This is a genomic window from Actinoallomurus iriomotensis (assembly GCF_030269445.1).
Classification (GTDB): domain Bacteria; phylum Actinomycetota; class Actinomycetes; order Streptosporangiales; family Streptosporangiaceae; genus Actinoallomurus; species Actinoallomurus iriomotensis.
Window position 1 is genome coordinate 111,661 of sequence record NZ_BSTJ01000009.1, and the last position, 26,163, is coordinate 137,823.

The 26,163-nt window shown below is 69.8% G+C and carries 28 protein-coding genes, 1 pseudogene and 1 riboswitch; of the genes and pseudogenes, 17 read left to right on the forward strand and 12 right to left on the reverse strand.

What is annotated here, in order from left to right:
- The first annotated feature begins 15 nt into the window (after positions 1-15).
- The 7 genes from QSK37_RS32845 (at position 16) to QSK37_RS32875 (ending at position 6,703) form a co-directional block, all read left to right on the forward strand.
- A complete protein-coding gene (locus QSK37_RS32845) occupies positions 16-684 on the forward strand; it encodes a response regulator transcription factor (RefSeq protein WP_285629096.1) in 669 nt (222 codons plus the stop codon).
- A complete protein-coding gene (locus QSK37_RS32850) occupies positions 684-1,808 on the forward strand; it encodes a sensor histidine kinase (protein WP_285629098.1) in 1,125 nt (374 codons plus the stop codon). Before QSK37_RS32845 ends, QSK37_RS32850 begins: the two co-directional genes overlap by 1 nt.
- Before the next feature lie 133 nt (positions 1,809-1,941).
- The gene (locus QSK37_RS32855) at positions 1,942-3,141 is read left to right on the forward strand and encodes a serine hydrolase domain-containing protein (protein ID WP_285629100.1); all 1,200 of its coding nucleotides are present in this window, start codon (positions 1,942-1,944) and stop codon (positions 3,139-3,141) included.
- Positions 3,138-3,644: a hypothetical protein gene (locus QSK37_RS32860; protein WP_285629102.1), complete on the forward strand. Its 507-nt coding sequence runs from the start codon at positions 3,138-3,140 to the stop codon at positions 3,642-3,644. Before QSK37_RS32855 ends, QSK37_RS32860 begins: the two co-directional genes overlap by 4 nt.
- On the forward strand, positions 3,631-4,803 hold the full coding sequence (locus tag QSK37_RS32865) for an RND family efflux transporter (protein WP_285629104.1): 1,173 nt from the start codon (positions 3,631-3,633) through the stop codon (positions 4,801-4,803). Before QSK37_RS32860 ends, QSK37_RS32865 begins: the two co-directional genes overlap by 14 nt.
- Positions 4,800-5,504, forward strand: a complete 705-nt coding sequence (locus tag QSK37_RS32870) for an ABC transporter ATP-binding protein (protein WP_285629106.1) — start codon at positions 4,800-4,802, stop codon at positions 5,502-5,504. The genes QSK37_RS32865 and QSK37_RS32870 overlap by 4 nt, the downstream gene beginning before the upstream one ends.
- Positions 5,501-6,703, forward strand: a complete 1,203-nt coding sequence (locus tag QSK37_RS32875) for an ABC transporter permease (RefSeq protein ID WP_285629108.1) — start codon at positions 5,501-5,503, stop codon at positions 6,701-6,703. Before QSK37_RS32870 ends, QSK37_RS32875 begins: the two co-directional genes overlap by 4 nt.
- 89 nt (positions 6,704-6,792) lie before the next feature.
- Here the strand turns inward: QSK37_RS32875 and QSK37_RS32880 are convergent, their stop codons facing one another.
- The 4 genes from QSK37_RS32880 to QSK37_RS32895 form a co-directional block, all read right to left on the reverse strand.
- Positions 6,793-7,440, reverse strand: coding sequence for a CBS domain-containing protein (locus tag QSK37_RS32880; protein ID WP_285577519.1), 648 nt, complete (start codon positions 7,438-7,440; stop codon positions 6,793-6,795).
- Between the two features lie 346 nt (positions 7,441-7,786).
- On the reverse strand, positions 7,787-8,491 hold the full coding sequence (locus QSK37_RS32885; RefSeq protein WP_285629113.1) for a DUF998 domain-containing protein: 705 nt from the start codon (positions 8,489-8,491) through the stop codon (positions 7,787-7,789).
- Positions 8,488-9,000: a MarR family winged helix-turn-helix transcriptional regulator gene (locus tag QSK37_RS32890; protein ID WP_285629115.1), complete on the reverse strand. Its 513-nt coding sequence runs from the start codon at positions 8,998-9,000 to the stop codon at positions 8,488-8,490. The genes QSK37_RS32885 and QSK37_RS32890 overlap by 4 nt, the downstream gene beginning before the upstream one ends.
- Positions 9,001-9,066: 66 nt before the next feature.
- Entirely contained in the window at positions 9,067-9,666 is a 600-nt protein-coding gene (locus tag QSK37_RS32895; RefSeq protein WP_285629117.1) for a TetR/AcrR family transcriptional regulator, read from the reverse strand.
- A 105-nt stretch (positions 9,667-9,771) separates the two neighbouring features.
- Between QSK37_RS32895 and QSK37_RS32900 the strand changes: the two genes are divergently transcribed.
- Complete coding sequence (locus QSK37_RS32900; protein WP_285629118.1) at positions 9,772-10,572, forward strand: SDR family NAD(P)-dependent oxidoreductase; 801 nt, start codon at positions 9,772-9,774, stop codon at positions 10,570-10,572.
- 47 nt (positions 10,573-10,619) lie between these two features.
- On the opposite strand, the gene QSK37_RS32905 is transcribed toward QSK37_RS32900, so the two are convergent.
- Positions 10,620-11,693 (reverse strand): alpha/beta hydrolase family protein, encoded by a 1,074-nt coding sequence (locus tag QSK37_RS32905; protein ID WP_285629119.1) that lies wholly within the window; start codon positions 11,691-11,693, stop codon positions 10,620-10,622.
- Positions 11,694-11,725: 32 nt separating this feature from the next.
- On the reverse strand, positions 11,726-12,499 hold the full coding sequence (locus tag QSK37_RS32910; RefSeq protein WP_285629122.1) for an NYN domain-containing protein: 774 nt from the start codon (positions 12,497-12,499) through the stop codon (positions 11,726-11,728).
- Positions 12,500-12,677: 178 nt separating this feature from the next.
- On the opposite strand from QSK37_RS32910, the gene QSK37_RS32915 reads away from it, so the two are divergent.
- Entirely contained in the window at positions 12,678-13,133 is a 456-nt protein-coding gene (locus QSK37_RS32915; RefSeq protein ID WP_285629123.1) for a pyridoxamine 5'-phosphate oxidase family protein, read from the forward strand.
- On the opposite strand, the gene QSK37_RS32920 is transcribed toward QSK37_RS32915, so the two are convergent.
- On the reverse strand, positions 13,108-14,082 hold the full coding sequence (locus tag QSK37_RS32920; RefSeq protein ID WP_285629125.1) for a CapA family protein: 975 nt from the start codon (positions 14,080-14,082) through the stop codon (positions 13,108-13,110). The genes QSK37_RS32915 and QSK37_RS32920 overlap by 26 nt on opposite strands.
- A 141-nt stretch (positions 14,083-14,223) precedes the next feature.
- Here QSK37_RS32920 and QSK37_RS32925 point away from each other — a divergent pair, with 141 nt between their 5' ends.
- From QSK37_RS32925 to QSK37_RS32940, 4 genes are all read left to right on the forward strand, one after another.
- Positions 14,224-14,427 carry a DUF1918 domain-containing protein gene (locus QSK37_RS32925; RefSeq protein WP_285577544.1) on the forward strand — a complete coding sequence of 68 codons (204 nt, stop codon included), beginning with the start codon at positions 14,224-14,226 and terminating at the stop codon, positions 14,425-14,427.
- 30 nt (positions 14,428-14,457) lie between these two features.
- The gene (locus tag QSK37_RS32930; RefSeq protein WP_285629127.1) at positions 14,458-15,066 is read left to right on the forward strand and encodes a TenA family protein; all 609 of its coding nucleotides are present in this window, start codon (positions 14,458-14,460) and stop codon (positions 15,064-15,066) included.
- Between the two features lie 45 nt (positions 15,067-15,111).
- Positions 15,112-15,972, forward strand: a complete 861-nt coding sequence (locus tag QSK37_RS32935; protein ID WP_285629129.1) for an Fpg/Nei family DNA glycosylase — start codon at positions 15,112-15,114, stop codon at positions 15,970-15,972.
- Positions 15,973-16,055: 83 nt separating this feature from the next.
- Complete coding sequence (locus tag QSK37_RS32940; RefSeq protein WP_285629132.1) at positions 16,056-16,631, forward strand: hypothetical protein; 576 nt, start codon at positions 16,056-16,058, stop codon at positions 16,629-16,631.
- A 113-nt stretch (positions 16,632-16,744) separates the two neighbouring features.
- On the opposite strand, the gene QSK37_RS32945 is transcribed toward QSK37_RS32940, so the two are convergent.
- A complete protein-coding gene (locus tag QSK37_RS32945) occupies positions 16,745-17,263 on the reverse strand; it encodes an SSI family serine proteinase inhibitor (RefSeq protein ID WP_285629134.1) in 519 nt (172 codons plus the stop codon).
- An 84-nt stretch (positions 17,264-17,347) separates the two neighbouring features.
- Here QSK37_RS32945 and QSK37_RS32950 point away from each other — a divergent pair, with 84 nt between their 5' ends.
- From QSK37_RS32950 to QSK37_RS32965, 4 genes are all read left to right on the forward strand, one after another.
- Positions 17,348-17,686: a rhodanese-like domain-containing protein gene (locus QSK37_RS32950; RefSeq protein ID WP_285577553.1), complete on the forward strand. Its 339-nt coding sequence runs from the start codon at positions 17,348-17,350 to the stop codon at positions 17,684-17,686.
- Between the two features lie 221 nt (positions 17,687-17,907).
- Positions 17,908-18,025: riboswitch (TPP riboswitch) on the forward strand.
- Positions 18,017-19,363, forward strand: coding sequence for a purine-cytosine permease family protein (locus tag QSK37_RS32955; protein WP_285629136.1), 1,347 nt, complete (start codon positions 18,017-18,019; stop codon positions 19,361-19,363). Its footprint overlaps the riboswitch before it by 9 nt.
- Positions 19,364-19,489: 126 nt before the next feature.
- Entirely contained in the window at positions 19,490-21,322 is a 1,833-nt protein-coding gene (locus QSK37_RS32960; protein ID WP_285629627.1) for a sensor histidine kinase, read from the forward strand.
- 187 nt (positions 21,323-21,509) lie between these two features.
- Positions 21,510-21,965: an ATP-binding protein gene (locus QSK37_RS32965; protein ID WP_285577561.1), complete on the forward strand. Its 456-nt coding sequence runs from the start codon at positions 21,510-21,512 to the stop codon at positions 21,963-21,965.
- A gap of 15 nt (positions 21,966-21,980) precedes the next feature.
- Here QSK37_RS32965 and QSK37_RS32970 read toward each other — a convergent pair whose 3' ends face one another.
- The 4 genes and pseudogenes from QSK37_RS32970 to QSK37_RS32985 form a co-directional block, all read right to left on the reverse strand.
- The gene (locus QSK37_RS32970) at positions 21,981-23,174 is read right to left on the reverse strand and encodes an arginine deiminase (RefSeq protein WP_285577563.1); all 1,194 of its coding nucleotides are present in this window, start codon (positions 23,172-23,174) and stop codon (positions 21,981-21,983) included.
- Between the two features lie 77 nt (positions 23,175-23,251).
- Positions 23,252-23,941 (reverse strand): ComEA family DNA-binding protein, encoded by a 690-nt coding sequence (locus QSK37_RS32975; RefSeq protein ID WP_285629138.1) that lies wholly within the window; start codon positions 23,939-23,941, stop codon positions 23,252-23,254.
- Between the two features lie 33 nt (positions 23,942-23,974).
- A pseudogene (locus QSK37_RS32980) lies at positions 23,975-25,597 on the reverse strand (long-chain-fatty-acid--CoA ligase); the annotation flags it as partial.
- 38 nt (positions 25,598-25,635) lie between these two features.
- The gene (locus QSK37_RS32985) at positions 25,636-26,148 is read right to left on the reverse strand and encodes a hypothetical protein (protein WP_285629143.1); all 513 of its coding nucleotides are present in this window, start codon (positions 26,146-26,148) and stop codon (positions 25,636-25,638) included.
- Positions 26,149-26,163: the final 15 nt, after the last annotated feature.

Genomic DNA, 26,163 nt, shown 5'->3' on the forward strand with positions numbered 1-26,163 from the left:
GTTTAGGCTTCGATGGTGCGTGTGCTGATCGTGGAGGATGAGCCCTACCTGGCCGAAGCCGTCCGGGACGGCCTGCGGCTGGAGGCGATCGCCGCCGACATCGCCGGCGACGGTGACACCGCCCTGGAACTGCTCAGCGTCAACTCCTACGACCTCGCGGTCCTCGACCGTGACATCCCCGGCCCTTCCGGGGACGAGATCGCCCGGCGGATCGTCGCCTCCGGCAGCGGTATCCCGATCCTGATGCTCACCGCCGCCGACCGGATCGATGACAAGGCTTCGGGGTTCGGGCTCGGCGCGGATGACTACCTCACCAAACCGTTCGAGCTTCGCGAGCTCGTCATGCGGCTGCGGGCGCTGGACCGCAGGCGGGCGCACGCCCGGCCCCCGGTCAGGGAGATCGCGGGGCTGCGGCTGGACCCGTTCCGCCGGGAGGTCTTCCGCGACGGACGCTATGTCGCGCTCACCCGCAAGCAGTTCGCCGTGCTCGAAGTCCTCGTCGCCGCCCAAGGCGGTGTCGTCAGCGCCGAAGAGCTACTGGAGCGGGCCTGGGACGCCAACGCCGACCCCTTCACCAACGCCGTCCGCATCACCGTCTCGGCCCTGCGCAAGAGACTCGGCGAACCACGGCTCATCGCCACGGTGCCCGGCGTCGGCTACCGAATCGACACCGGCACGGACTGATGAACAGACGCCCAGGGCTCAGCGCCCGCCTGAAACTCACCATCAGTTACGCCGGATTCCTCCTCCTCGCCGGCGCTCTCCTGCTGGCCGTGGTGTGGATATTCGTGCTGCGCTGGCTACCCGAGATCAACGCCAGATCCATCCAGAGAAGGTTCGGCGCCGTGATCATCACTGGGCCCAACCGCTCCGAGGTTCTGCGCGGCTTCGCCCCCGCGATGGCCATGGCGCTGGCCTTCCTGCTGGTGTTCGGTCTCGTGGGAGGGTGGATCCTCGCCGGCCGGATGCTCGCACCCCTCACACGGATCACCGAGGCGGCACGGATGGCGGCGAACGGATCGCTGTCCCACCGGATCCGGCTACCGGGCCCCAACGACGAGTTCCGCGAACTCGCCGACGTGTTCGACACCATGCTCGAACAACTGCAATCCCACGTCACCGAACAGCGCCGATTCGCCGCGAACGCCTCCCACGAACTGCGCACCCCCCTGGCGATCTCCCAGGCACTCCTCGACGTCGCCCGCAACGACCCCACGCGGGACCAGGGCGAACTCATCGAACGCCTCCACACCGTCAACACACGGGCGATCGACCTCACCGAGGCCCTCCTGCTACTCAGCGGCGCCGATCGCAAGAACTTCACCGGCGAACCCGTCGACCTGTCCCTCATCGCCGAAGAAGCCGCCGAAACCCTGCTTCCCCTCGCCGAAAAACGCCAGATCACCCTCGACGTCACCGGCGAGAGGACGCAGACCTTCGGCTCCGCCGCGCTCATCCTGCGGATGGCGACCAACCTCATCCAGAACGCCATCGTCCACAACCTCCCCGACGGCGGCACCGTAACGATCCACACCGAACCGCGACACGACGCGAGCGTGCTGCGAGTCGAGAACACCGGCCATCGAGTCCCGCCGGAACTGCTACCGACCCTCACCGAACCCTTCCAACGCGGAACACAACGCGCACGCACCGACGAGCACGCCGGTGTCGGCCTCGGACTGGCCATCGTGCACAGCATCGTCCGAGCACATGACGGGACCCTCGATCTCACCCCCCGCCCCACCGGCGGCCTCCTCGTCACGATCCGACTTCCCAGCGAGCCGCAGGCACCGCCGCCGGCGGCGTAGTGATCGCGCATATCGCGGGCGTATCGAAAAGCGCATACGCCTCCGCAACGGCCCTCCGACTTCAGTGGAGGCATGGACCACGGCGGTCCATGCCGAGGGCATGGTGCCCCGCATCGGAAGGTGATCAGAAGAGATGCGCGTCGTGTCACGTAAGAACGTTCGTCCGCCGCTGAGGAGGGCCGGTCTGGCCGCCGGTGTCGCCATCCTGATGACGGCCGAGGCCGGGCCTGCCACCGCCGCCCCGGCGCCGACGGGGAGCGTGCAGAAGGCGGTGGAGGAGCTGGCCGCCGTTCCCGGGGTCGTGGGGGCCGTCGGCGGGGCCTACGTCGACGGGAGGTCCATCGGACTGGGCAGCGCGGGCTCCCGGTTGCTGGACGGCAGGGGCGGGAGGATCCCCGCGAACGCTCGCTTCCGGATCGGGTCACAGACCAAGCAGATGGTGGCCACCGTGGTGCTGCAACTGGTCAAGGAGGGCAGGTTGAGCGTGGATGACAAGCTCAGCGACCTGCTGCCCGTGGTGGTGAAGAAGGATCTGGTGGAGCGGGCCGACGAGATCACGGTACGGCAGATGCTCCGGCACACCTCCGGCATTCCCGACTGGTACGCCGCCGAGCCGAAACCGGACGGGAGCGAGGGGGACATCTCGTTCGACCCGTTCGACTTCACGACCTACTATCGGCCGCTCGATCTGGTCAAGTGGAGCCGCAGCCGGCCCCGGACCGGGGAACCGGGCGAGAAGTTCTCCTACTCCAACACCAACTACACCCTCCTCGGCCTGATCATCGAGAGGTTGACCGGCCACGACCTGGCCACCGAGCTGCACGACCGCCTGTTCGGCCCGCTCGGGATGACCAGGACCTACTTTCTCGTCAAGCCGCCGGACGGCATCAAGGGGCCGCACGGCCACGGCTACTACCCCGACGCGGACGGCGAGCCGCGCGACGTCGACCGGTTCAACGCCAGCTTCGGCTCGGGGGCCGGAGGGGTGGTCTCCACCACGCACGACGTGAGCGCCTTCTACCGGGCGTTCACCCAGGGCAAGCTGCTGCCGCCGGAACTCCAGCGAGTCCTGACCGACCCGTTGTCCAATGACCCCGCCCAGGGCAGCGGCCCCGACTTTTGCGGCGGAAAACTCGATGGCTGGATTTGGGGCGGTACGGCCCCCGGCTACTTCACCATGACCTTCTACTCGAAAGACGGCCGCCGCCAGTTCTCGATGTCGGCCACGCTGAGCGTCAAGGACACCACCGAGCCGGGCCGAGCGATGTTCAACGCCGTGGAGAGCGTCTTCTGCCCATCCTCGTCGCGACACCCCCGGGAAGGGCAACGATGAACAAGGCCTCTGTGTTGCTGGCCGCCTCGGCTGCCGCCCTCGCCCTGACCGTCACGGGATGCGGCGGCTCCGGCGACGCGAAATCCGGCTCGTCCGGCTCGAACCCCACGTTGGAGAAGGCGGTGAAGTACGCGCAGTGCATGCGCGAGAACGGCGTGACCAACTTCCCCGACCCCAACAAGAACGGCAGATTCGTGATCGCGGCTGGGGGGCCGAACCGAAACTCGCCGCAGTTCAAGAAGGCACAGCAGGCGTGCAAATCGCAGGAGCCGCCCGGAATAACGGACGACCCGGCGGAGATCGCCAAAGACCAGAAAGAATGGCTGAAGTTCGCGCAGTGTATGCGCAAGAACGGCATACAGGACTTCCCCGACCCGCAGGACGGGCGCCTTCTGGTGCCCAGGGACAAGATCAACGTCAACTCGCCGCAGTTCAAGAAGGCGCTGAACGCATGCCGTGACGTGGCCCACGTGGGAGGAGGCGCCGAGGATGGCAACGGCTGAGATCGGGACTCCGGCGAGCACGGACGTTTCTCCCGAGGCGCCGGCCCGGCCACGGCGGCGGCGTAAGTGGCGCGGACTGCTCGGCGGCGTCGTGGCCGTGGTCGTGGTCGGCGGCGTGCTTCTCGCCGTGACGGGCCTGCTCGGCGACGACGGGAAGCCCGCCACGAGGGCCGGCGACGCGACGTCGCTGGTGGCGGTCCGTGAGGGTCCGCTCTCCTCGCAGGTCAGCCAGAGCGGGACGCTGTCGTACTCGGCCGGCGCCGACGGGAACCCGTACTCGGTGGTCAACCGGGCGAGCGGGACCTACACCTGGGTGCCGGCGGCGGGCGCCCAGGTCGACTGCGGCGAGACGCTGTACAAGGTCGGGGAGAAACCGGTGATCCTGATCTGCGGAAGCACGCCCGCGTACCGGGACCTGGCCGAGGGCGACGACGGCAAGGACGTCCGGGCGCTGAACAGGACCCTCGTGATTGAGGGCTACGCCGACAAGTCCGACGTCGATCCCGATTCGCGCTATTTCGGCGCGGGAACCGCCGTGGCCCTGGAGAAGCTTCAGGACGAACGCGGCGCCGACGTGACCGGCAGGCTGGATCTCGGCCAGGCGGTGTTCCTGCCCGGCCCGTTGCGGATCAGCAAGGTGACGGCCAAGAACGGCACCAGCGCGGCCCCGGGCCACCCGATCATGGAGGCGTCGTCGAACCGGCGGCAGGTCACCGTGAAGCTCGACGCCTCCCAGCAGTCCGAGGTCAAGAAGGGCGATCAGGCGCAGATCACGCTGCCGGACAACCGGATCACGTCCGGCGTGGTCCGCCGGATCGGCACGGTCGCGACATCCTCCGGCAAGAACGACTCCGACTCGGCGTCCGCCACGATCCCGGTCTATGTCACGCTCGAGCACCCGAAGGACGCCGGAACCCTTGAGCAGGCCCCGGTCCAGGTGCAGATCACCACGGACGGCGTCAAGGACGCGCTGATCGTGCCGGTGACCGCGCTCATCGGCCTTTCCGGCGGGGGATACGCGGTCGAGGTCGCGGCGGGGGACGGCGGCCAGACCCGGATCGTTTCGGTGACGCTGGGACTGTTCGACGATGCCAACGGGCAGGTGCAGGTCTCCGGCGCCCTGTCGGTCAGTGACCGAGTGGTGGTGCCGTCGACATGAGCAGAACGAATGTCCTCGAACTGGAGCAGGTCACCAAGACGTACGGCTCGCAGCCCCCCGTCCACGCGCTGCGCGGCGTGAGCTTCACCGTACGGAGCGGGGAACTGGTCGCGATCGTCGGCCCGTCGGGGTCGGGCAAGTCCACGCTGCTGCACATCCTCGGCACGCTCGACCGGCCCAGCGGCGGCACGGTACGGATCGACGGGGAGGACGTCGCGACGCTCACCGACCGCCGGCTCGCCGCCCTGCGGGCGCGCAGCATCGGCTTCGTCTTCCAGCAGTTCCACCTGTCCGAGCACACCACCGTCCTGGAGAACGTCGCCGACGGCCTGCTGTACGGCGGCGTGGCGCCCGCCGAGCGGCGCGAGCGCGCCGCCGAGGCGCTCATCCGGGTCGGGCTGGCGGATCGGGCGGGCTTCCGCCCGGGCGCGCTGTCGGGCGGACAGCGCCAGCGCGTGGCGATCGCCCGCGCTCTGGTCGGCCGCCCGGCCATCGTGCTCGCCGACGAGCCGACCGGCAACCTCGACAGCAAGACGGGGGCGGCCATCATCGAGCTGCTGCACGAGCTCAACGCCGACGGGGCGACGATCCTCGTGATCACGCACGACAGCGGACTGGCCGCCCGGCTTCCCCGCCAGTTGCACGTCCTCGACGGGCGGATCGTCGCCGACAGCGCGGCGCGTCCGATGGAGGACGCATGAGGCTGTCCGACCAGCTGCGCGTGGCCGGCATCGGGATCCGGGCTCGCCGCCTGCGGGCCGCCTTGTCCGCGCTCGGAATAGCGATCGGCACCGCGGCGATCGTGGCGGTGCTCGGCCTGTCCGCGTCCTCCCAGGCCGGGCTCCTGGCCCAGATCGACCGGCTCGGCACGAACCTGCTGACCGCGAACACCGGCCAGTCGTTCACCGGCGGGGCGGCACAGCTCCCGGTCGCCGCGCCGCAACGGATCTCTCATCTGCCCGACGTCGAGCACGTGGCGCACGCCGGTGCCATCGAGAACACGAACGTGTACCGCAGCCCGTTGATCCCGGTGGTCGAGACCAACGCCCTGAAGGTACGGGCCGCCAGCCTCAACCTCCCGGAAGTGATCGGGACCAGCGTGGCTCAGGGCCGCTGGCTGAACCCGGCGACCGAGCGCCAGCCGGTCACCGTGCTCGGTGCGCTCGCCGCGCAGCGCCTCGGGATCGATCGCGTCTATCCGGGGCAACGGATCTGGCTGAAGAACCAGTGGTTCTACGTCGCCGGCATCCTCAAGCCCGCGACGCTGTCGACCGACATCGACACCAGCGCCTTGATCGGCTATCCGGCCGCCGAGCGCTACCTCAGCTACGCGACCGTCGACAAGGGCAAGGCGGTGGCCGGACCTCCGACGACGGTGTACGTGCGGGCCCGTACGGACAAGGTGGAGTCGGTGCAGGGAGTGCTCGCGCAGACCGCGAACCCCGAGTCGCCCAGCGACGTCGACGTCAGCCAGCCCTCCGACGCGCTCACCGCGCGAGCCGCCGCGAAGGGCGCGTTCAACAGCCTGTTCCTCGGGCTCGGGCTGGTGGCACTGATCGTGGGCGCGGTCGGGGTCGCGAACATCATGATCATCTCGGTGCTGGAACGGCGATCTGAGATCGGGCTGCGCCGGGCGCTCGGCGCGACCCGGGGACAGATCCGCACGCAGTTCCTGTCCGAAGCGGTCATGCTCGCGTTGCTCGGCGGGGTGGCCGGAGTCGCGGCCGGCGCGCTGACCACCGCGATCTACGCGAGCACGAAGGGCTGGGCGGTGGTCATCCCGGTCCAGGCGTGGGTCGGCGGGATCGGCGCCGCGATCGTGATCGGCGCGATCGCCGGCCTGCTGCCGGCCCTTCGGGCCGCCCGCCTGTCCCCCACCGAGGCACTGCGCACGCTTTGATCGGACGCCGGGAAGTGTCGGACAGCCCCCGAGCGGCGAGCTCGGGGGCTGCGCTGCCCGGCGAGGGGCCGGCGTCGGCGTCTGAGGGGTCAGGGTTCGGCGCCGGCCATATCGCGGTTCAGGTCGTCGATCACGCCGACGACGCCATCGGGTGCGGCGGCCAGCCGTACGACGATCGGGATCAGGTCTCTCTGCCGCATCGTGCCGCTGAGGGTGACCACGCCGTGACGGACATAGACCGAGACCTCCGTGGGGTCGGCCAGGGCGAAGACCTCGTGCCGGACCTCGTCACGGATCTCCTCGTCGGTACGGGTGAAGACGCTCAGCAGGTCGCGGCGGCTGACGATCCCGACGAGGCGGTTCTGATCGTCGGTCACCGGCATGCGTTTGATCCGGTGCTCGTCGAGCAGCCGCGCCGCCTCCACGATCGTCGCCTCGGGACGAACCGTGATCGCCGGCGCGGTCATCAGGTCTTCGGCGGTCAACGCCCGAGCCTTCGCCCACGACCGATCACGGCGTCTGCCGAACCAGCGCCGCCTCCCGCCGTCCTTGTGCTCCTCCTTGGCGAGCAGATCGGACTCGGAGACGACACCGGCCACGCGATGGCCCTCATCGACCACCGGCATCGCCGTGATACCGCGTTTGATCATGACCTGGACGATGTCCTTGAAGCACGCGCCTCGGTACGCGCTCACGACCCCCTTGGTCATCACGTCGTTCACGGTTCGGCGCCTCATAGTGGATCCCTCCTAGGCCCTCAACCGGACGATAGGCCGCTGTCACGCTGTAAGACATGAGGCCGAAGTCCCGTCCGAAGGTCCCGACGCCCGACCGCCGGGGCGGAGCCCCTGAGGTGAGTCAGAACATCGCGCCGTTGGCGCGTACGGTCTGACCGGACACCCAGCCGGCCTCCTCACTGATCAGCCAGCCGACCACGGGGGCGATGTCGGAGGGCCGGCCGAGCCGGTCGCGCGGGCTGTGGTGCGTGGCGGCCGCGATGGACCCCGCCCACCACGCCCCAGGGCCGGCCCCTGCGCCGCGTGCGCCGCCTGCACGATGCCTACGTGGAAGCCCGGCCGTCGCTCAGCCGTCGGCCTCGGCGCGTCCCCGCCGGACGAGGTGGGCGGCCACGGCGATACCCCAGACCGCGCCGCCGAGCGCGATCGCTCGCTGAACCAGGCCCTGATAGGAGGCCGTCTGGGGGGCCAGCACCGCGAGCAGGCCGGCGACGAAGACGACGCCCAGCAGTACAGAGGGCAGGGCGAATCGGCGCCACTCCGGCAGCCGCCTGAAACGCCGGGCGAGCACGAACGGCGTGACGATCAGCAGGAGGACGCACGCGAACCCGATCGCGTTGTGCGCCTGCGCATGCCAGGAACCGGCCGCCTGCGCCTGGCCGCAGCCGTCGGCGGCGCGGCAGTCGAGCCGGAACGCCGCGTCGGTCACGTCCTGGATCCCCGAGAGTGCGGCCAGCCAGGGACCTGACCGGCCGGCTCGCCCGGCATGGGCCAGTGCGGGGCGCAACCCGAACAGGACGAAAGCGATGGTTCCGGCGCCGGCGAGCGCCTGCGGGATGAGGAACGCCCAGGCGTGCGGAGCGGTGAGGGCACCCATGTCGCTGATGTCGTCGTGAACCAGGCTGTAGCCGGGCCCCTGCCACGCGCCGGCCACCAGCCAGGTGCACACGGCGACGATCTCCGCGACCAGTCCGGCCATTCCCCATCGGGCGAGGGAACGGGAGGCCGGCCGTACGGTCACCGTGCGGGCCGCCGGTCGGATGCCGGTCATGGTGTGCTCTCCCTTCGCGGGCCGGGAGCATCCGGGTCCGCGGGCTCCCGGCGCACCCCCGGTCGCCGGGCCTTCGGCCGGGCGGCGGTCGTGCGGATGCGCCGGGCGTGGCGGGCCCGGCGCTCGGACCCGTCGGCGAAGAACCGGAGCAGGGTCTCCAGCTCGGACACGGAATAGCGGTCGAGCTCGGTGGCGGCTTCGGCCGCGAACGGTTCGAAGATCTCGGCGATACGAGTGAGCAGGGCGGGCGTGAGCTCCACGCGGATGCGGCGCCGATCGTTCGCGTCGCGGGTTCTGCGGGCGTACCCGGCGCCTTCGAGGCGGTCGAGTGCGGTCGTCATCGCCGACTGGCTGAGACCCGCCTGGTCCGCCAGCTCGGTCACGCTGAGCGGCCGGTCGAGGAGCAGGTCGACGCATCGAAGATCGGTGCGGTTGAGACCCAGTCGTTCGGCCACGGCCTGGTCGAGGGCGTCGATGTCGCGCTGGTAGCGCCGGATCGCGGCGGTCAACCTCGCGACTGTGGTCTCTCTGTCCGGCACAACTTAGATTCTAGGATATTACGAAAATCGAAGCAATCACCTCTCGGTCGGCGAGAGCAGTGCGTCGAAGGCGCGTTCAAGGCGAGTCGTCAGGTCGGCGGGGTCGGTGTCGGTGAGCGCGGTGCTCTGGAGCACGGTGCGCATCAGCCAGAACCCGGCGATCAGTGAGTTCGCGAGTGCCGCGCGTCGCTCGGGGTCTGGCCCGTCGAGAAGTTCGGCGAGGCGGTGGCCGGCGTGGCGTTCCGTACTGGCCCGCATGATCTCCGCGGCCCGCGGATTGGGCGCCGAGCGCAGCAGGAGCAAGAACGGGTCGAGGGCTTCGGCGTCCGGATCCGTCCGTTCGACCAGCCGCCGGGCGATGGTCGCCGCCAGGGACGCGGAGTCCTCGCGGATCACGGTCGCCGGGGCGAATGAGGCGTCGACGGCCTCGGCGAAGAGTTTCTCCTTCGAGCCGAAGTAGCGATTGACCAGCATCGCCGTCACTCCCGCGTCGCGGGCGATCTCGCGGACTCCGATGCCGTCGTAGCCGTGTTCGGTGAAGGCCCTGATCGCCGAGTCGAGGATCGCCTTCCGTGTGGCGGCGGCGTTGCGCTGTCGCTTGGGGCCGGTGGAGTCCGGCTGCCTCTGCTGGTTCACAGTCGAAGTATACGCCTGTAGACATATCCTGGCGAGGAGGTCTACAGTCGTAGACATTGGTCGCGAGACCAGTCTGATCCGACTCTGTGAAACGCGGGTGAACCCATGGATTTGAAACTGTCCGGCAAGCGTGCGCTCGTCACCGGATCCAGCTCCGGGCTCGGTGAGGCGATGGCCCTGCTCTTGGGGGCCGAGGGCGCCGAGGTGGTCGTGCACGGCAGGAACGAGACGCGCGCGAAGTCCGTCGCCGCGGCGATCACCGAGGCGGGTGGCAGGGCCGGGTACGCCATCGGCGACCTCGCCACGGACGAGGGCGCCGACGCGGTGGCCGGTGCGGCTCTGGAGGGCGGCCCGATCGATGTCCTGGTCAACAACGCCGGGTCATACGAGCACCTGTCGTGGGCGGACGCGAGTCCCGAGGACTGGCGCGAGACCTACGAGGTGAACGTGATCTCCGGAGTCCGGATGATCCAGCGCCTGGTGCCCCCGATGCGCGAACGCGGCTGGGGGCGGGTGATCACGATCGGCGGCGGTCTGGCGATCCAGCCGATGAACACTCACCCGCAGTACAACGCCACCCTGGCCGCACGGCACAACCTCGCGGTGTCGCTCGCCCGCGAGCTGAAGGACACCGGCGTCACCTCCAACGTGGTCGCCCCGGGAGCGATCCTGGTCGAGGCCGTGAAGAACCTGCTCACCCGGATCGCGCCCGAGCGCGGCTGGGGCGAGAGCTGGGAGGACATCGAACGGGCATCGACCGAGCGACTCGTGCCCAACGACACCGGGCGCATGGGCCGGCCGGAGGAGATCGCCTCGGCCGTCGCCTTTCTCGCGAGCCCGCTGGCCGGTTACATCAGCGGAGCGACCCTGCGGGTCGACGGCGGGACCGTTCGCAGCGTGCAGTAGGCGCCGGTGCCCTCATGACGCGGAGCCGGCGTGACGCCGGTGAGCCCCTAGAGCGCCTTGCCGAGGAAGGCGCGCAGTCGCGGAGCCACCTGGGGCGCGAACGGGCGAGTGGCGTCCGGGTAGTCGACGCTGGGATTCGGTGTTCCGGAGACGACCTTGAAGAGGTGGTCGGCGTCGGGGATGTCCGCCTGGACGGCGGCCCGGTTCGCGCGGAATCCGGTCATGAGGTGCTGGACCTCGCCCGCGCTGACCTGCACGTCCTTGAGGCCGCGCAGGACCAGGGCCGGGAAGGCCGGGCCGAGGCCGCGGGCCAGGCCGGCGGGGTCGAGCCGGTCGGCCTGCCGGAGGAACGGGATGTTCGCCGGGCTGAACACGGTCTTGAGCGTCGGGTCTGACAGGTCGGCGGGGAGGGTGCCGGTCTTCCTGATCGAGGAGACGGTCTCGCGCAACTCGTCCAGGAGGCTCGCCACCTGCTGGGCGCTGAGGCGGCCCGCCGCCTGTGCGGCCCGGTACTGCTCGGTGAGCTGCTTGCTCAGCAGGTCGAGGTAGCGGATCCCGATCGGAGCGGCGAGGACCACGGCGCGTGGGGCCTCGGGCGTGCCGCGCAGGCGGTCGGCGAGCCAGAGCGCGAGCAGCCCGCCCTCGCTGTGGCCCACGACGATCAGCCGGTGCGGGTCGACTCCCGGCTGGCGGGCCATCGTCCGATAGGCGTCGAGAGCCTCCTGGGCGAAGAGATCGAAGTCGATCCCGCGGCCGCCGGGGTGGTTCTCCGTCCCGGCCTGACCGGAGCCGAGCTTGTCGTAGCGGAGCGAGGCGATCCGGTCCGCCGCGAGCGCCTTCGCGAAGTTCCGGTTGGTGTCCAGGTGGGGGAACTGCCGGTCATTGCCGTCGCGGTCCGTCGGCCCGCTGCCGGAGATGATCAGCGCGGCCGGCCGTACGCCGGTCCGGCCGGCGGCCGGTTGGAAGGTCGCGGGCAAGGCGTCGGGGCCGCTGCGGAAGGTGAGCTCACGTGTGATCGGCGCGTCGGACGACACGCCTTGCGCGGTGACCGATGAGCAACCGGCGATGAGCAGGGCTGTGACCGCGCAGCCGAACAGACGGGAGGGGGAGATATCGAGCATGTTTGATATAGAACAACTAGAACAAACTGTTGTCAAGGAGGTCCGGGCTGCTCCTGGTTGTTGCGCGCGTACACGACCGCCGGTTTGCCGTCGCCGGGGCTGCGACGGTCCAGGTCGAACTGCCCGATCGCGGCCATGAGTTCGCTGAGCTTGGGATAGCCGTAGTTGCGGGAGTCGAAGTCCGGGCGCTGCTTGGTGACGATGTAGCCGATGTTCGCGAGGTTCGCCCAGCCGTCCTCGTCGGAGGCCGCGTCGACCGCGTTGACGAGCTGGCCCAGCAGTTCGGCGTCCGTCTTGAGCGACACCGCCAGTGACGCCGCGGTGGGTTCGGGCAGCGCGTGGGCGGGGGAGGCGATGCTGCGGGAGTACGGGAGGTTCTCGAGGTAGACGAACTTGTCACAGGCCGAGACGAACGGCTTGGGCGTCTTGCGTTCGCCGAAGCCGTACACGGTCAGGCCGGACTCGCGGATGCGCGCGGAGAGGCGGGTGAAGTCGCTGTCGCTGGAGACGATGCAGAAGCCGTCGAAGCGCCCGGTGTACAGCAGGTCCATGGCGTCGATCACCATCGCGGCGTCCGTCGCGTTCTTGCCGGTCGTGTACGCGAACTGCTGGATCGGCTGGATCGACTGGGCCAGCAGCTGGTCCTTCCAGCCCCGCAGGCTGGTCCCCGTCCAGTCGCCGTAGGCCCGCTTGACGTGGGCGGTTCCGTACTTGGCGACCTCGGCCAGTAACCCGTCGGTGACGCCGGGCCGCGTGTTGTCCGCGTCGATGAGTACGGCGAGCCTTGCGGCGTTCTCCCTGACCATGATGCTTCTCCTTACGAGCGGGCCGCGAACCACTCGTCTTTGTCCGGTAGTGGAGCAAGTGTCGCGATCCGGGGATCAGGCGTCCAGCGGTTCGGCGTTCGCCCTGGTTGGGCGCTGTGGTGGCGGGAAGTTCCTGCTCTGGAGGCGCAGATCTCTCTGGAGCGGAACAGGACTGCTGATGGCTGATGACAGTGAGGCACCCGGGCGACCGGTGCCGGAGGTGCTGGACGAGGCCGAGTGCCTGCGGCTGATCTCACCGGGGGGTGTCGGGCGGCTCGGCTACAGCGGCCGGTACGGCCCCACCGTCGTGCCGGTCAACTACGGGGTGCACGAAGGCGCGATCGTGTTCCGGACCGCGTACGGCAGCCCGACGGATGAGGATCTTCGCACCGGGATCGAGGACGCCGACTACAAGGTCGCGTTCGAGATCGACGAGCTGCGTCCGGAGACACGCGAGGGCTGGAGCGTTCTCGTCCGGGGCTCGGTGCGCCATGTGGAGTCCGAGGACGAGCGGGCATCGGTCCGGGAGGCGGGCGTCGAACCCTGGGCGGGCGGCGCGCGGGAGCTCTTCCTGCGCATCCAGCCCACGCACGTCACCGGCCGGCGTCTCAGCAGGCCGCCGACGGCCCGATAGCCAGCCAAGGGCCCCGTTCGGCGACCTCCGCGGCGAACTCGGCACAGGCGGACCGCAGGCGGTCGACGATCCACGCACGGTCCTCGTCCCGGGCGGGTTCGGTCCGCGCGTAGTCCAGCCTCAGCGGCAGGGCCGTCACCCTCACCTCTCCGAGGTCGCCGATCTCGACGCGCCACGCGAGACCCAGCTCGTTGCGCAGGTACTCGTCCGTGGCGTAGTCGTCGATGAGGTCGCCCAGGTCGTACAGCACGTTGCCGTTCACGCCGTGGAAGACGTGGGCGGAGTGGCCGGCGACCAACGTCGCTCCGGCGTTCAGGAGGCCCTCCGCCGCCCGGCGGACGTACGGCAGGGGTTCGCTGGTCATGTTGGGGCCCCAGTGCGGCGTCACCAGGACGACGTCGTGTTCCGCCGCCGCGTCCTCGATCCGGCGGGACAGCCACGACGGCACGCCCTCGCTCAGCGGGGCGTACGCGACTCCGGGCGTGGTCTCCGACGCGGCGAAGTCGCTCGGGTGGTCGGTCACGCCGATCACGGCCACGCGCCTACCGGCCCTCTCCAGCACGGCCGGCTCCCGCGCCTCCTCGCGGTCACGGCCGGCGCCCACCACCGCGATGCCGGCCCCGGCGAGATGGCTCAGCGTGTCTTCCAATGCCTCGTGGCCGTAGTCCAGCGCATGGTTGTTGGCCAGGGTCACGCAGCCGACGCCCAGCCCGGTCAGCACGCCCACGGCCTCCGGCGGGGCGCGGAAGTGGAACGGCTTGCCCGGCGCGGCCCACCGCCGGCCCCGATCCGAGACGCAGCACTCGAGGTTCAGGACGGCGAGATCGGCTTCGGCGAACGCCGCGCGTACCTCCGGGGCGAACAGGCCCTCAGGCCCGGCGTCCGCGATCACCTCGCCGACGCCGCGGCCCAGCATCGTGTCGCCGCCCAGGGCGATCGTCACGGCCATGTCCGCTTCCCCTTTCCCAGCATCGCGCGGCCGTACGTGCGGGGCGGCCGACATTCGGCGCGGCTCGGTGGACCTTCGGCCCTATCCCGGCCGTGCCCCGCCGGGCGACGGTGACCACATAGCCGGAGATGGGAGGGGACGATGCGAGCGCACACGGGCGACGCGTTGCTGGTCCGGGGCCACCACGTCGGGGACCACGACCGTCAGGCCGTGATCATCGAGGTGCACGGAAGCGATGGGGCACCGCCGTACCTGGTCCGCTGGGAGGACGGGCACGAAAGCGTGTTCTTCCCCTCCTCGGACGCGTTCGTCGAACGGATGCCCCAGCGGGAGAAGACCGACTGAGCGGTCGCCCCGCATGTGAGACTGCCGGACATGAGTCTGGCTAGGGAACTCGAAGCGATCGGCCGGCCACTCGTCGAGGAGCAGCTCCGCCACCCGACGGTGGCCGGCATCGCACGCGGCGACCTCGACCTCACCGTCTTCCGCGGGTGGCTGGAGCAGGACTACCTCTTCCTCCACGACTACGTACGGGTGTTCGCGCGGCTGGCGTGGCAGGCGCCCGACGGGCATCTGGGCGACCTGGTGGAGTTGGCGCACTCGACCTTCTTCGACGAGCTGTCGCTGCACCGGGCCCTCGCCGAGGAGTTCGGCGCGGACCTCGCGGGCGCCGTCAAGGGGCCCGCGTGCGCGGCGTACACCGCGTTCCTCCTGGACGCCGCCGCCTCGTACGGGGAAGGGCTCGCGGCTCTCTACCCCTGCATGTGGGGGTACTCCACGCTCGGCCGGATCCTGGCGGAGGATCCACCGGCCGACCCCCGCTACCGCCGCTGGGTGGACGCCTACGCGGATCCGGGCTTCGCGATGCTCGCCGGTCGGGTCGCGGTCATGCTCGACGAGGCGGCGCCGGACCCCGCACGGGCACGTACGGCGTTCCTCGAGGGGATGCGCCACGAGCTGGCGTTCTGGGACGTGCCCTCCTGAGCGCCTTTGTCCACAGGGCTGTGGACAAGGGCTTAGCCTTGGGGCATGCCGGAGCTGCCGGAAGTCGAGTCCCTCGCCGCGTTCCTGCACGAGAACGCCATCGGCCGGGCGATCGCCCGCGTTGACGTCGTCGCGATCTCGTGCCTGAAGACCTACGACCCGCCGATCACCGCGCTGAGCGGGCTGTCGATCACCGATGTCACCCGGTACGGCAAGTTCCTCGACCTGGACGTGGACGGCCTGCACCTGATCGTCCACCTGTCGCGGGCGGGCTGGCTGCGGTGGAAGGACAAGCTGCCGGCCGCGCCGCCGAGGCCCGGCAAGGGGCCGCTCGCGATGCGCGTCCACCTCGACGACGAGTCCGGCTTCGACCTCACCGAGGCCGGCACGCAGAAGCGGCTCGCGGTGTACGTCGTCCGCGACCCGCAGGACGTGCCCGGGATCAGGACGCTCGGTCCGGATCCCCTGCGCGAGGAGTTCGACGCCGAGGCGCTGGCGAGCATTCTCGACGGCCGCCGCACGCAGATCAAGGGCGTACTCCGCGATCAGAGCGTGATCGCCGGCATCGGCAACGCCTACTCCGACGAGGTGCTGCACGTCGCGAAGATGTCGCCGTACAAGCTCGCCGCGAGCCTCACCGAGGAGGAGATCGCGACCCTTTACGAGGCGATCGTCACGACGCTCGGCGACGCCGTCGAGCGTTCGAAGGGCCTCGCGGCCAAGGACCTGAAGGGCGAGAAGAAGTCGGGCCTGCGGGTACACGGCCGCGCCGGGGAGAAGTGCCCGGTGTGCGGCGACACGATCCGAGAGGTCTCGTTCGCCGACCGGGCACTGCAGTACTGCCCGACCTGCCAGACGGGCGGCAAACCACTCGCCGACCGCCGCATGTCCCGCCTGCTCAAGTAGCCCCGCCCCTAGTTGTCCACAGGCTGTGGATCCCTTTGTCTTCGCGGGATCTCGCAGTGGCGGTCTGCGGTCCGTGGAGAGCGGTGTTCGGCCGAAACGCCCTAGTCTTCGTGGTCGTGTTCAAGTGGTGGAACGTGTTGCCGGACGACGAGCGGCAGCAGTGGACGCTGGATCCGTTCGTGAGCGTGGGACCGCTCCGTTTCGGCATGAGACCCGGCCAGGTCTCGCAGGCGCTGAGCGGCGTCACCACGGAATCCCAGCGACACACGCTTCACCGTCCCGCCACTGAGGGCGTCTCCACGGTCGTAGAGGGCGACTACCAGGAAGTCGGCCTGAAGCTCTACTACCGGAAGGAACGGCTGGCCTGCGTCGTGGTCGACGCACTGCGGGGGCCTCAGGTGTTCGCGGACGGTACGGCGCTGGTCGGCCGCGTTCCCTCGCTGTTGGAACAGTGGATGGTCCAACGAGCCGAGGCCCGCGAGCCTTACTCAGAGCTCACCTATATGGCCGCAGGAGTACCCGGTTCGGAGACCCTGGGTGTCGTGATCGATGTGCAGCGAGCAGGCGACCACCTGCTCACACGGCCGGTGTTCATACCCCCCGAAGCAATGGACGACCTTCCCCACTTTCTCCCGAGAGAGGCGTGGTCGGCTTGCTGAGCACCGGTCCTTCGATCAAGGCGTCCCTCGCCCTTGACGCTGACTGATCACGCCTCGCCCCACGATCGGAACGATGATCCCAGGCGAGGCGGTCACATCGGGCGGAACCCAGGTCAGTGTGTCGGTGTGTGCGCCAGGGGTCCGAACAGGGCGGCCAGGTCGTTCCAGCGCTTGATCTCGCAGCCGTTCTTGCGCCCGAACGTCGTGTCGACCTTCTTGCCCTTCCACGTGCCCTTGACCGCGGCGGTCTGCGGGCCGCCGAAGATCTGGGTGCACATCTGGCCCTTCGGCGTCGGGGCGAACGGGTCGCCGCCCTTGGCCGCGGCCACCTTGTCCAGGCTCGCGCACGCCTGGGCCGCGTTCGGTGCGTTGCCGCCCGGCGGGTCGCAGGTGAGCGTGCGTTTGATCGGGTCCGAGGTCGGTGACATGCGCACCGTGATGGTGAGTTTGGTCCCGTCCGTGCCGATCTTGCCGCCCGGTGGCGTGGTGGGGGTCGGCGAGACGGGCGCCGGTGTCGGCGAGCCGGGTGTCGTGCTCTGTGCGGGCTGTGAGGCCTGGTCGCTCGGCTGGCTCGTCGCGGTTCCGTTGTCCTTGCAGCCGGTCAGCGTCAATGCCGTGACCACGCCCGGCACGACGATGGCCGTCCTTCCCAGTCTCGATAGAGATTGCCTCATGACGATTCGACTCCGGCCGCTCGCGCATGGTTCCGTGGATGTGTGAATCTTTTCAACAACCCGCTGCCCAGCGTCGCGGTCGCCGAGGTTCCCGGCGATGGCTACCTGCTCGACGTCCGGGAGAACGACGAGTGGCACGCCGGGCACGCGCCCGACGCCGTGCACATCCCGCTCAGTGAGCTGAACGCCCGCGCCGGCGAGGTGCCGGGCGACCGCGATATCTACGTTATCTGCAGGTCAGGGGCGCGATCCGCGCAGGCCGTGGCGGCGTTCAACAACTCCGGGTGGAAGGCCGCGAACGTCGACGGCGGCATGCACGCCTGGGAGGCGGCCGGGCTGCCGATGGTGAGCGAGTCCGGCGGCGACCCGTACGTCGCCTGAGCCCGCCGACGTCATCCGTGCGGCGTGAAGCCGAGGGATTAATAGAGGCGGCGGGTCACCAGGGCGGCGGCGACGGGGCGAGCCTCGTCATCCGCCACGAAGGACGCCGTCGGAACGGTCATACCCTCATTCCTCCCCGGGCCGCGCGGCGTGCGCGGCCTGTGGCATGGGTCTCCTGCCGATGGAAAATCCGCTGAACCGGTATACATTGTCACCGGCCAACTTGATATCGCGGGAGCTCGGGCGTCGACCGGGCTGAGAGGGCGGCTTCACAGGTGCCGCCGACCGCTCGAACCTGACCGGGTAATGCCGGCGTAGGGAGTGTGCTCTGTGAGCACTGCCGTCGACCAGCCACGCAACGAGGCTCCGTACACGCTCGACCAGCCCGCGCCCAGGGTGCTCAGCTTCTGGGATCAGAGCGCGTTCTGGGCCAACCTGGGCGTCAGCCTGCTCGCCTTCTCCGGCGCGGTCACCGTCCTCGCCCCCGACGCGCACGGCATGCCACAGATGCCGATCATGGCCGGCATCGTCGCGATGATCGTCGGTACCGTGATCGGCGGGATCATGCTCGGCCTGGCCGCGGTGCCAGGTGTGCGGGCCGGCGTACCGGCCATGATGCTGCTACGGGGCCTCTTCGGCACCCGGCTGTCGTACGTGCCGACCGTGCTCAACATCCTGCAGATGATCGGCTGGGGGACGTTCGAGCTGATCACCATCGCTGACGCGGCGGAGCAACTGTTCGGCGGCGGACCCCACTGGGTGTACGTCGTCATCGCCGGTGTGATCACCACGGTGCTGACGATCTGGCCGCTCGGTTCGGTGAGGGTGCTGCGGCGCTACGTCACCACGGCGGTCGTGATCGCTCTCGTCTACTTCTACATCCAGTTCACGCGCCAGCCGCTGCCAAACCTGACGCACGGTTCGTGGAGCCACTTCTGGATCGGCGCGGACGCGGCGCTTGCGGTCTCGATCTCCTGGGTCCCGATGGCCGCCGACTACACACGGCACTCCAGGTCCGAGCGCGCCGCCTTCGGCGCGGCCAGTGTGGCGTACGGGGTGACGCAGATCGTCGCGTACGTTCTCGGCCTGCTCGCGCTCGCGCTGGTGACGGGCCACTCGGTGTTCGGGCCGTTCCAGCACGTCGCTCTGGGCACGCTGTTCTTCGCGGTGTTCGTGCTGCGGGAGGCCGACCAGTCGTTCGCGAACGTCTACTCCACGGCGATGTCGATCCAGAACCTCGCGCCTCGCGTGGACCGGCGGGTACTGACCGTCGGGCTGGGGGTGTTGATCATGGTCATGGCGCTCGCGCTCGACATGAACAGCTACAACGATTTTCTTCTGATCATCGGCTCGGTGTTCGTGCCGATGCTGGGCGTCCTCGCGGTCGACTTCTTCTGCTTCGGCGGCCGCCGGGGCTGGGACATCTCCGAGCACGCCCCGGCCCGGTGGTCGATGATCGTCGCTTGGGCGGCCGGCATCGTCACGTACCAGTTGATCAATCCGGGAAATCTCGGCTGGTGGTCCCGGCTGTGGACGAATGCGCAGAGCGCGCTGCACTTCACCCCGTCGAGCTGGATGAGCGCCTCCCTACTGTCGTTCGTCGTCGCGGCCGTGGTCACGGCGGCCATCGGCGTCCTGACGCGTACGGGAAGCCCCGCCACCGAAGATGTGCGATGACGCTCACCGCGTCACGGTGACTCATCACGAATGCGAAGTAGTCTCGACTTCGCTTAAGAGTGGTTTCGCAACCGTTCGACCCGTCGGCGGTGGCACTATGGCCCCGTGGACACCTCCGACGCGACGATGCGCGCGGCCGTGGCCTCGGCCGCCGACGCAATGATCGCGCTCGGGCCCGACCTGACCGTACGCCTGTGGAATCCCGCTGCCGAGCGGCTGTTCGGCTGGTCCGCCGACGAGGCGATCGGCCGGCCGCTGCGGACGGTTCCGGAGGAGTACACCGCCGAGCACCGGGCCGTGCTCGAGCGCGTACGCGAGGGCGGGCACATCTCCTTCGCCACCCGGCGGCTGCACCGCGACGGACGCCTGCTCGAGGTACGCGCCGTGGTGAGCTCCATGCGGTCCGACGACGACGAGCTGCTCGGCTGGGTCGGCTTCTACCGGGCCGCCGACGAGGACGAGGCGGTCCAGCACCAGGCGGCCGAGCGGATCCGCCTCGTACGGCGGCTCAACGACGTCGTGGCCGACCTGAACGCCGAGCGTGAGCTGTCCGCCGTCCTCGACCGGGTCGCGGACAGCGTCATCGAGCTGACCGGCGCCGACGCGGCCGGGTTCGTGCTCATCGAGCAGGCCACCGGCACGCTGCGGCTCGTCAGCATCAGCGGCCTGCCGGAGCGCCTGCGCGGCGTCACCTCCGACCTGCGTACGAGCCTGGTCGGCGAGCTGCTGCGCTCCGGCCGTACGGTCATGCTCGCCACCGCCGACACGCGCAGCCTCGGTGACCTGATCTGGTCGGAGCTGGACGGCCTGCACACGATCGCGCTCGGCGTCTCCACCGTGCACGGCCGGCCGTACGGCGCCCTCTACGCCCTGTTCTCCGGGCACAGGGCGGGCCACATCGAGCTGGAGCTCCTGGAGCTGTTCGCCGGCCACGCCGGGGTCGTCGTCGGCAACGCGGTGAGCTACGCCGAGGTGGTCAAGCAGCGCAAGCACGAGCGAGCCGTCATCGAGGCCAGCGCCGACGGCATCGCCGTGCTCGACCGCGACGGCATCGTCCGGCAGTGGAACCCCGCCGCCCGCGCGATCACCGGGATGGACGCCGACGAGGTGATCGGCCGGCCGCTGCCGTTCGCGCTGCCCGCGCCGGACGCGGAGCCGACGATCCAGGTCGAGTCGGGCACCTGGCTCAACGTGCTGTACTCCGAGATCGAGGACCACGACGAGATCGTCGTGGACTTCCGCGACGTGACCGAGGCCAAGTCGCTGGAGGCCGCCAAGGACCTGTTCCTGTCGATGACGAGCCACGAGTTGCGCACCCCGATCACCGTCGTGCACGGGTTCGCCCGCACGCTCGTCAACCGGTGGGACAAGCTCGGCGACGCCGACCGGCGGCAGGCGGTCGCGATCATCGCCGAGCGCGCCCAGACGCTCGGGCAGCTGGTGGACAACCTGCTCTACTCCCGTACGGTGCCCGACGGGCTGGACGTGACCAACGAGCCGTTCGACCTGGACCGCCTCCTGCGCGGCGCGGTCGAGGGGTTCCGCGGGATGTCGGAGCAGCACACGCTGGAGCTGGTCATCGACGAGAAGCTGCCCGCGGCGCTCGGCGACGCGATGGCCACCGACATCATCGTCGGGCAGCTCCTGGAGAACGCCGTGAAGTACTCCCCGGGAGGCGGCACGGTCACCGTACGCGCGGGGGCCGAGGACGAATTGATCGTTGTCACCGTCGAAGACGACGGGGTCGGCATCCAGGCCGCAGACCGCGAGCGGATCTTCGAGCGCTTCGTCCAGGGTGAGGCGGGGGACCGCCGCCGGTTCGGCGGTCTCGGGCTCGGGCTCTACATCGTGCGCAGACTCGCCCGTGCCCAGCACGGAGAGGTCACCGCGCACGCCAGGCCGGACGCTCCGGGCACCTGCATGCGGTTCACCCTCCCCCGTGTCGACCACGCACAGTAGTCGGTCATACTGGACGTTCTGTGCCTATCTACGCCATCATTTCGTGCGCGGTCGAGGTCACCGTTGCTCGTTGTGTTGGCAATAGATTCCTGTGGCAGGGTTTCCGACCGCTTTAACTGGGCATTTCGGTCGTACCGGAGTGACGTTACGGGGAGTGTCCGGGAGAAGTTCCGCGCCCCCTGGGGAGGTGAGGGCGTCGAGCGTCGTATTCCTGCCGCATGCGCCGTCGAGTGTGTCGATGGTCCGCAGGCGTCTCGCGGCGGAGCTGCTCGAGTCGGGGGTGTACGAGGACATCGCCGACGACGCCGCTGTGATCGTCAGTGAGCTGATCAGCAACGCTCTGCGGCACGCGCGCCCCCTGCCCTCCGGCGACATACGCGTCGCGTGGACCCGCCAAGGCGATCTCATCCAGCTCGCGGTCAGCGACGGCGGCGCCATGACCGAGCCCCGGCGTGCCCGCGCCACGCTGTCCTCACTCGGCGGACGCGGCCTCGGCATCGTCGAGTCCCTCGCGGACGGCTGGGGCGTCCTCCACGACGACGACGGCACCACCGTCTGGGCCACCCTCCACTCCCCGCACACCAGCAACGGCCGCTCGGCGGCCGATCCCCCGCAGAGCCTGATCGACCAGCCGACCCACTGAACGGCGCGGCTCGGCTCAGACCGGGTCGCGCAGCACCGGGCAGGACATGCAGCGCGGGCCGCCTCGCCCGCTGCCCAGCTCACTGCCCTCGATCCGGATGACCTCGATGCCCGCCGCCTCCAGCCGGGCGTTGGTCTCGACGTTCCGCTCGTACGCCACCGCCAGCCGCGGCCCGACCGCGAGCGTGTTGTTGCCGTCGTCCCACTGCTCGCGTTCGGCGGTGACCGGGTCGAGGCCGGTGTCGATCACGCTGAGCCGGTCGATGCCCATGGCCTGGGCGGCGGCCTCCAGGAACGGCCGGGCGCGCGACACCCGCAGGTCGCCGTTCTCACTGGTCACCGTGTAGGCGGTGAGGGAGTACGCCACGGCCGGGTACATCACGACCTTGTCGACGTCGACCATCGTGCAGATCGTGTCGAGGTGCATCGTCGCGCGGTCCTGGGCGATCGGCACCGCGAGCACGGTGTGCACCAGCCCGCTGGCGAAGACCTGCCGGGCCAGCCGCTCGACACCCGCCGGCGTCGTCCGCTCTCCGGTGCCGATGGCCAGCACGCCCGGGGCCAGGAGCAGCACGTCGCCGCCCTCCAGGTGCTCCAGGGCGGGCTCGTACACGGGCGCGGCGTGCTCGAACCTCGGGTGGTGCCGGTAGATCAGCTGGGTGAGCGCGGTCTCGCGCTGCCGCGCCGGCATCGCCAGGCTCGTCACCGCCACCCGGTCGCCGATCCAGACGCTGGAGTCGCGGGTGAAAAGCAGGTTCGGCAGCGGGTCGATGACGAAGTCGTGCCGGTCCATGAGCTGGTAGACCAGGCCCCGGCCGGTCTTCAGCTCCTCGTGGGCGAGACCGGCGACGAGCACCTGGGTCAGGCCCTCCGGCGTCAGGTCGCCGAGGAACGCCCCCAGGATCCGGCGAAGCTGGTCGCCGAGCCGGGGGTCGTCGAGCACGCCGGCGATGGCCTCGTCGCGCGCCGGCTGGTACTCCAGCGTGTCCTGGAGCAGTTCGGTGAGGTAGAGGACCTCGACGTCGTGGTCCCGCAACGCCTGCGCGAAGGCGTCGTGCTCCTGCTGGGCGCGGCCGACCCACGGGATGCCGTCGAAGAGGAGCTGGTCATTGTTCCGCGGCGTGAGCCGCCTCAACTCAGCGCCAGGACGGTGCAGGAGCACCGTCCTCAGGCGGCCGACCTCACTGTCGACACGGTAGGCATGAGTCACATTTGCGAGCTTAGTCGCCCTAAGTGAAGCCGTGAGTTTTCGCCCAGTCGGCATCTTTCATGGACTTTCCCACCTGCTCATGGCAGAAAGATGCCGTACTCCTTGATCTCCGGTGTCAGGTCCGGGTGCAGGTCCGCGGTCGCCATGAGCTCCTCGGCGGAGGAGAAACCGCCGACGTGCTCGCGCATCGACACGATCCGCTCGGCGATCTCCGGGGTCACGCCGGACAGCATGGTCAGCGCGCGCGCCGGCACGTGGTTGACGTCGACCAGCCCGCCGTCGTCGTACTGCCGGGGCAGGTCGGGCCGGCCGATGCGCAGCTCACGGGCGAGCGCGGGGTCCTCCGCGGCGTGCTCGCGAGCCTGCCGGCGCAGCTCGCGGCGCATGTTGGCGGCGGCGATCGCCTGAGCGTTGGCGTCGCCGCGCGGTCGGGGACCGCGCCGCGGCCGGCCCGGCGGCGGGGCGACCATCGGCGCCGGGCGGCCGTTGAACAGCACGACGCCGTTGCCGTCGATCGTGATGACCACCCGCTTCTCGCTGTTGACCAGGCCGATGATCAGCCAGACCGGCACCCACGCGCCGCACGTCAGCACGCTGATCAGCAGGTGCGCCGCATGGTTGACGTCGCCGCCGGTGGCCATGACCGCCTGGCTGTCGACCTGCGACTCGATCCGCCAGCCGCGCGCGACCTGGCGCATGATCGCATTGCCGAGGATCGCGCGAAGCCGGTCGGGCGGCAGCGGAGACCCGGGCTGGAACGGAACCATGCTCCCCCTCTTGACTCCTTCGCTCTCGGCGGCTCAGTGCACCGCGCGGGACTCGCCGGCCCAGTACGGCTCGCGGAGCTGCCGCTTGAGGACCTTGCCCGTCGGGTTGCGCGGGATCGTGTCGACCCACTCGACCGAGGTCGGGCACTTGAAGTGCGCCAGCTTCTCGCGGCAGTGGTCGATCAGTTCCCGTTCGGTGACCTCGCCGCCGCTCACGACGATCGCTTTCGGAGTCTCGCCCCACTTCTCGTGCGGCACGCCGATCACCGCGCAGTCGGCCACGGCCGGGTGACTCATCAGGACGTTCTCCACCTCCGCCGGGTAGATGTTCTCCCCTCCAGAGATGATCATGTCCTTGACGCGGTCGTGGATGAACAGGTAGCCGTCCTCGTCGAGGTAGCCGGCGTCGCCCGTGCGCAGCCAGCCGCCGGGCAGCAGGGTGTCGCGCGTCGCCTGGTCGAGCGACCAGTAGCCCCGCATGTTCTGCGTGCTGCGGCAGACGATCTCCCCGACCTGGCCGGTGGGCAGTGCGTCGCCGGTGGCCGGGTCGAGGATCCGCAGCTCGACGCCGGGGCCCGCCACGCCGGCGCTGCGCAGCCGGGCGCCGTCGGGCACGTGGTCCTCCGGAGGCAGGTACGTGATCGAGCCGGTCGTCTCCGTCAGCCCGTACACCTGCATGAACCCGGTGCCCGGCAGCAGCGCCATCGCGCCGCGCAGCACCTCGTCGCTGATCGGGGAGGCGCCGTACAACAGGAGCCGGAGGCTGGACATGTCCGCCTCGCGGACCTGCGGGATCTGCTGCATGAACAACAGCAGCGCCGGGACGAGGAAGACGTGCGTGACCCGGTGAGCCTCGATCGCCCGCGCGATCGCGACCGGGTCGGGCTCCCGGATGATCACCGCGGGGATGCCGGCGTAGACCACGCCGACCGCGAGGGCGCAGCCCGCGATGTGGTACAGCGGCATCGCGACCATGTCGACGCTCTCGGGCCCGAGGTTCCAGAGCTGGTCGACGACCGGCAGCAGGGCGGCGAAGTTGTCGTGCGTGAGCATGACGCCCTTGGGCCGGCCGGTCGTGCCGGAGGAGTAGAGCTGGACGAACACCTCACCGGTGTCGTCGCGCCGCTCCGCCTCATGGGCGGATGCGGTGTCCTCTGGTCGCGTTCGCTCCTCACTCGCTCCGCGGGCGGCTCGTCCCTCACCGCCCACGCCGCTCGCTCGGTCGCTCCCGCTCCACGAGGAGTACTCCTCGTATCTTTCGCTCTCGCCCACCACGATGACGTGCTCGGTGTGCTGGAGGCCGTCGGCGATGGCGTCCAGCACGGGGGTGAACTCGGCGCCGGCGACGAGGACCTTCGCGTTGGCGTTGTCGACGATGTAGGCGATCTCGGCGGGCGCGAGCCGGTAGTTGACCGGCACCTGCACCCCACCGGCACGCGCCGCGCCGAACAGCAGCTCGACACAGGCCAGGGAGTTCTTGTCGAGCACGGCGACACGGTCGCCGGGCCCCACACCCGAAGCGCGCAGCGCCGCGGCGACCTCGTCCACCCGCCGGTCGAACTCGGCGAACGTGACCTGTTCGTCCTGGTAGATGTAGGCGATCTGGTCGGGGCGTGTCGCCGCGCACTCACGGAGCATGCCAGTGAGATTCATGGCCGAATCATGCGCGACCCGACATCACGCGACAAGGTTCGCTAACTGCTTTTCGCCATCTTGCTGATGAGGGTCACGACCACCGCGGCGATGACCGCGAGGAAGCCGATCCAGATGAGAAACTTCAACGCCGAGATGATCATGCCGATCACCATGAAGACCAGCCAGATCGCCAACAGGATGCCGACAATCGAAAGTATCGCCTTGCCCATGGGGCGAGCGTACGCGTTCAGCGCGGCGACGGCACCGGTTACAAGCCCGATCAAAATGACAATCGCGACAAGATGCTTCCCGTACGCCTGCGGGAGCACCGACGGATTGTCGCGGCGCCGGCCGAACCCGAGTACCGCGGGCAGGGCGACGAGTGTGACCGTGCCTGCGATGACGGCCGCGCGGCGCCACGGCGCCGGCATCCGCCTCGTCACGTACGCCACGCCGAAGACCAGCGGCGCGAACACCGCGTCGTGCGCGACCGCGACGCCCGCGAACCACAGCGCCCAGCCCGCGACCCCGACGTGGCGGCCGATCCCGGCGAGCCCGATGGCGACGAACACGGCGCCGGCCGCGTA

Coding starts and splice junctions, on each gene's coding strand:
- QSK37_RS32850 (WP_285629098.1), top strand. CDS start 684: ATGAACAGACGCCCAGGGCTCAGCGCCCGCCTGAAACTCACCATCAGT.
- QSK37_RS32855 (WP_285629100.1), top strand. CDS start 1,942: ATGCGCGTCGTGTCACGTAAGAACGTTCGTCCGCCGCTGAGGAGGGCC.
- QSK37_RS32860 (WP_285629102.1), top strand. CDS start 3,138: ATGAACAAGGCCTCTGTGTTGCTGGCCGCCTCGGCTGCCGCCCTCGCC.
- QSK37_RS32865 (WP_285629104.1), top strand. CDS start 3,631: ATGGCAACGGCTGAGATCGGGACTCCGGCGAGCACGGACGTTTCTCCC.
- QSK37_RS32870 (WP_285629106.1), top strand. CDS start 4,800: ATGAGCAGAACGAATGTCCTCGAACTGGAGCAGGTCACCAAGACGTAC.
- QSK37_RS32875 (WP_285629108.1), top strand. CDS start 5,501: ATGAGGCTGTCCGACCAGCTGCGCGTGGCCGGCATCGGGATCCGGGCT.
- QSK37_RS32880 (WP_285577519.1), bottom strand. CDS start 7,440: ATGAGGCGCCGAACCGTGAACGACGTGATGACCAAGGGGGTCGTGAGC.
- QSK37_RS32885 (WP_285629113.1), bottom strand. CDS start 8,491: ATGACCGGCATCCGACCGGCGGCCCGCACGGTGACCGTACGGCCGGCC.
- QSK37_RS32900 (WP_285629118.1), top strand. CDS start 9,772: ATGGATTTGAAACTGTCCGGCAAGCGTGCGCTCGTCACCGGATCCAGC.
- QSK37_RS32905 (WP_285629119.1), bottom strand. CDS start 11,693: ATGCTCGATATCTCCCCCTCCCGTCTGTTCGGCTGCGCGGTCACAGCC.
- QSK37_RS32910 (WP_285629122.1), bottom strand. CDS start 12,499: ATGGTCAGGGAGAACGCCGCAAGGCTCGCCGTACTCATCGACGCGGAC.
- QSK37_RS32915 (WP_285629123.1), top strand. CDS start 12,678: ATGGCTGATGACAGTGAGGCACCCGGGCGACCGGTGCCGGAGGTGCTG.
- QSK37_RS32920 (WP_285629125.1), bottom strand. CDS start 14,082: ATGGCCGTGACGATCGCCCTGGGCGGCGACACGATGCTGGGCCGCGGC.
- QSK37_RS32925 (WP_285577544.1), top strand. CDS start 14,224: ATGCGAGCGCACACGGGCGACGCGTTGCTGGTCCGGGGCCACCACGTC.
- QSK37_RS32930 (WP_285629127.1), top strand. CDS start 14,458: ATGAGTCTGGCTAGGGAACTCGAAGCGATCGGCCGGCCACTCGTCGAG.
- QSK37_RS32935 (WP_285629129.1), top strand. CDS start 15,112: ATGCCGGAGCTGCCGGAAGTCGAGTCCCTCGCCGCGTTCCTGCACGAG.
- QSK37_RS32960 (WP_285629627.1), top strand. CDS start 19,490: ATGCGCGCGGCCGTGGCCTCGGCCGCCGACGCAATGATCGCGCTCGGG.
- QSK37_RS32975 (WP_285629138.1), bottom strand. CDS start 23,941: ATGGTTCCGTTCCAGCCCGGGTCTCCGCTGCCGCCCGACCGGCTTCGC.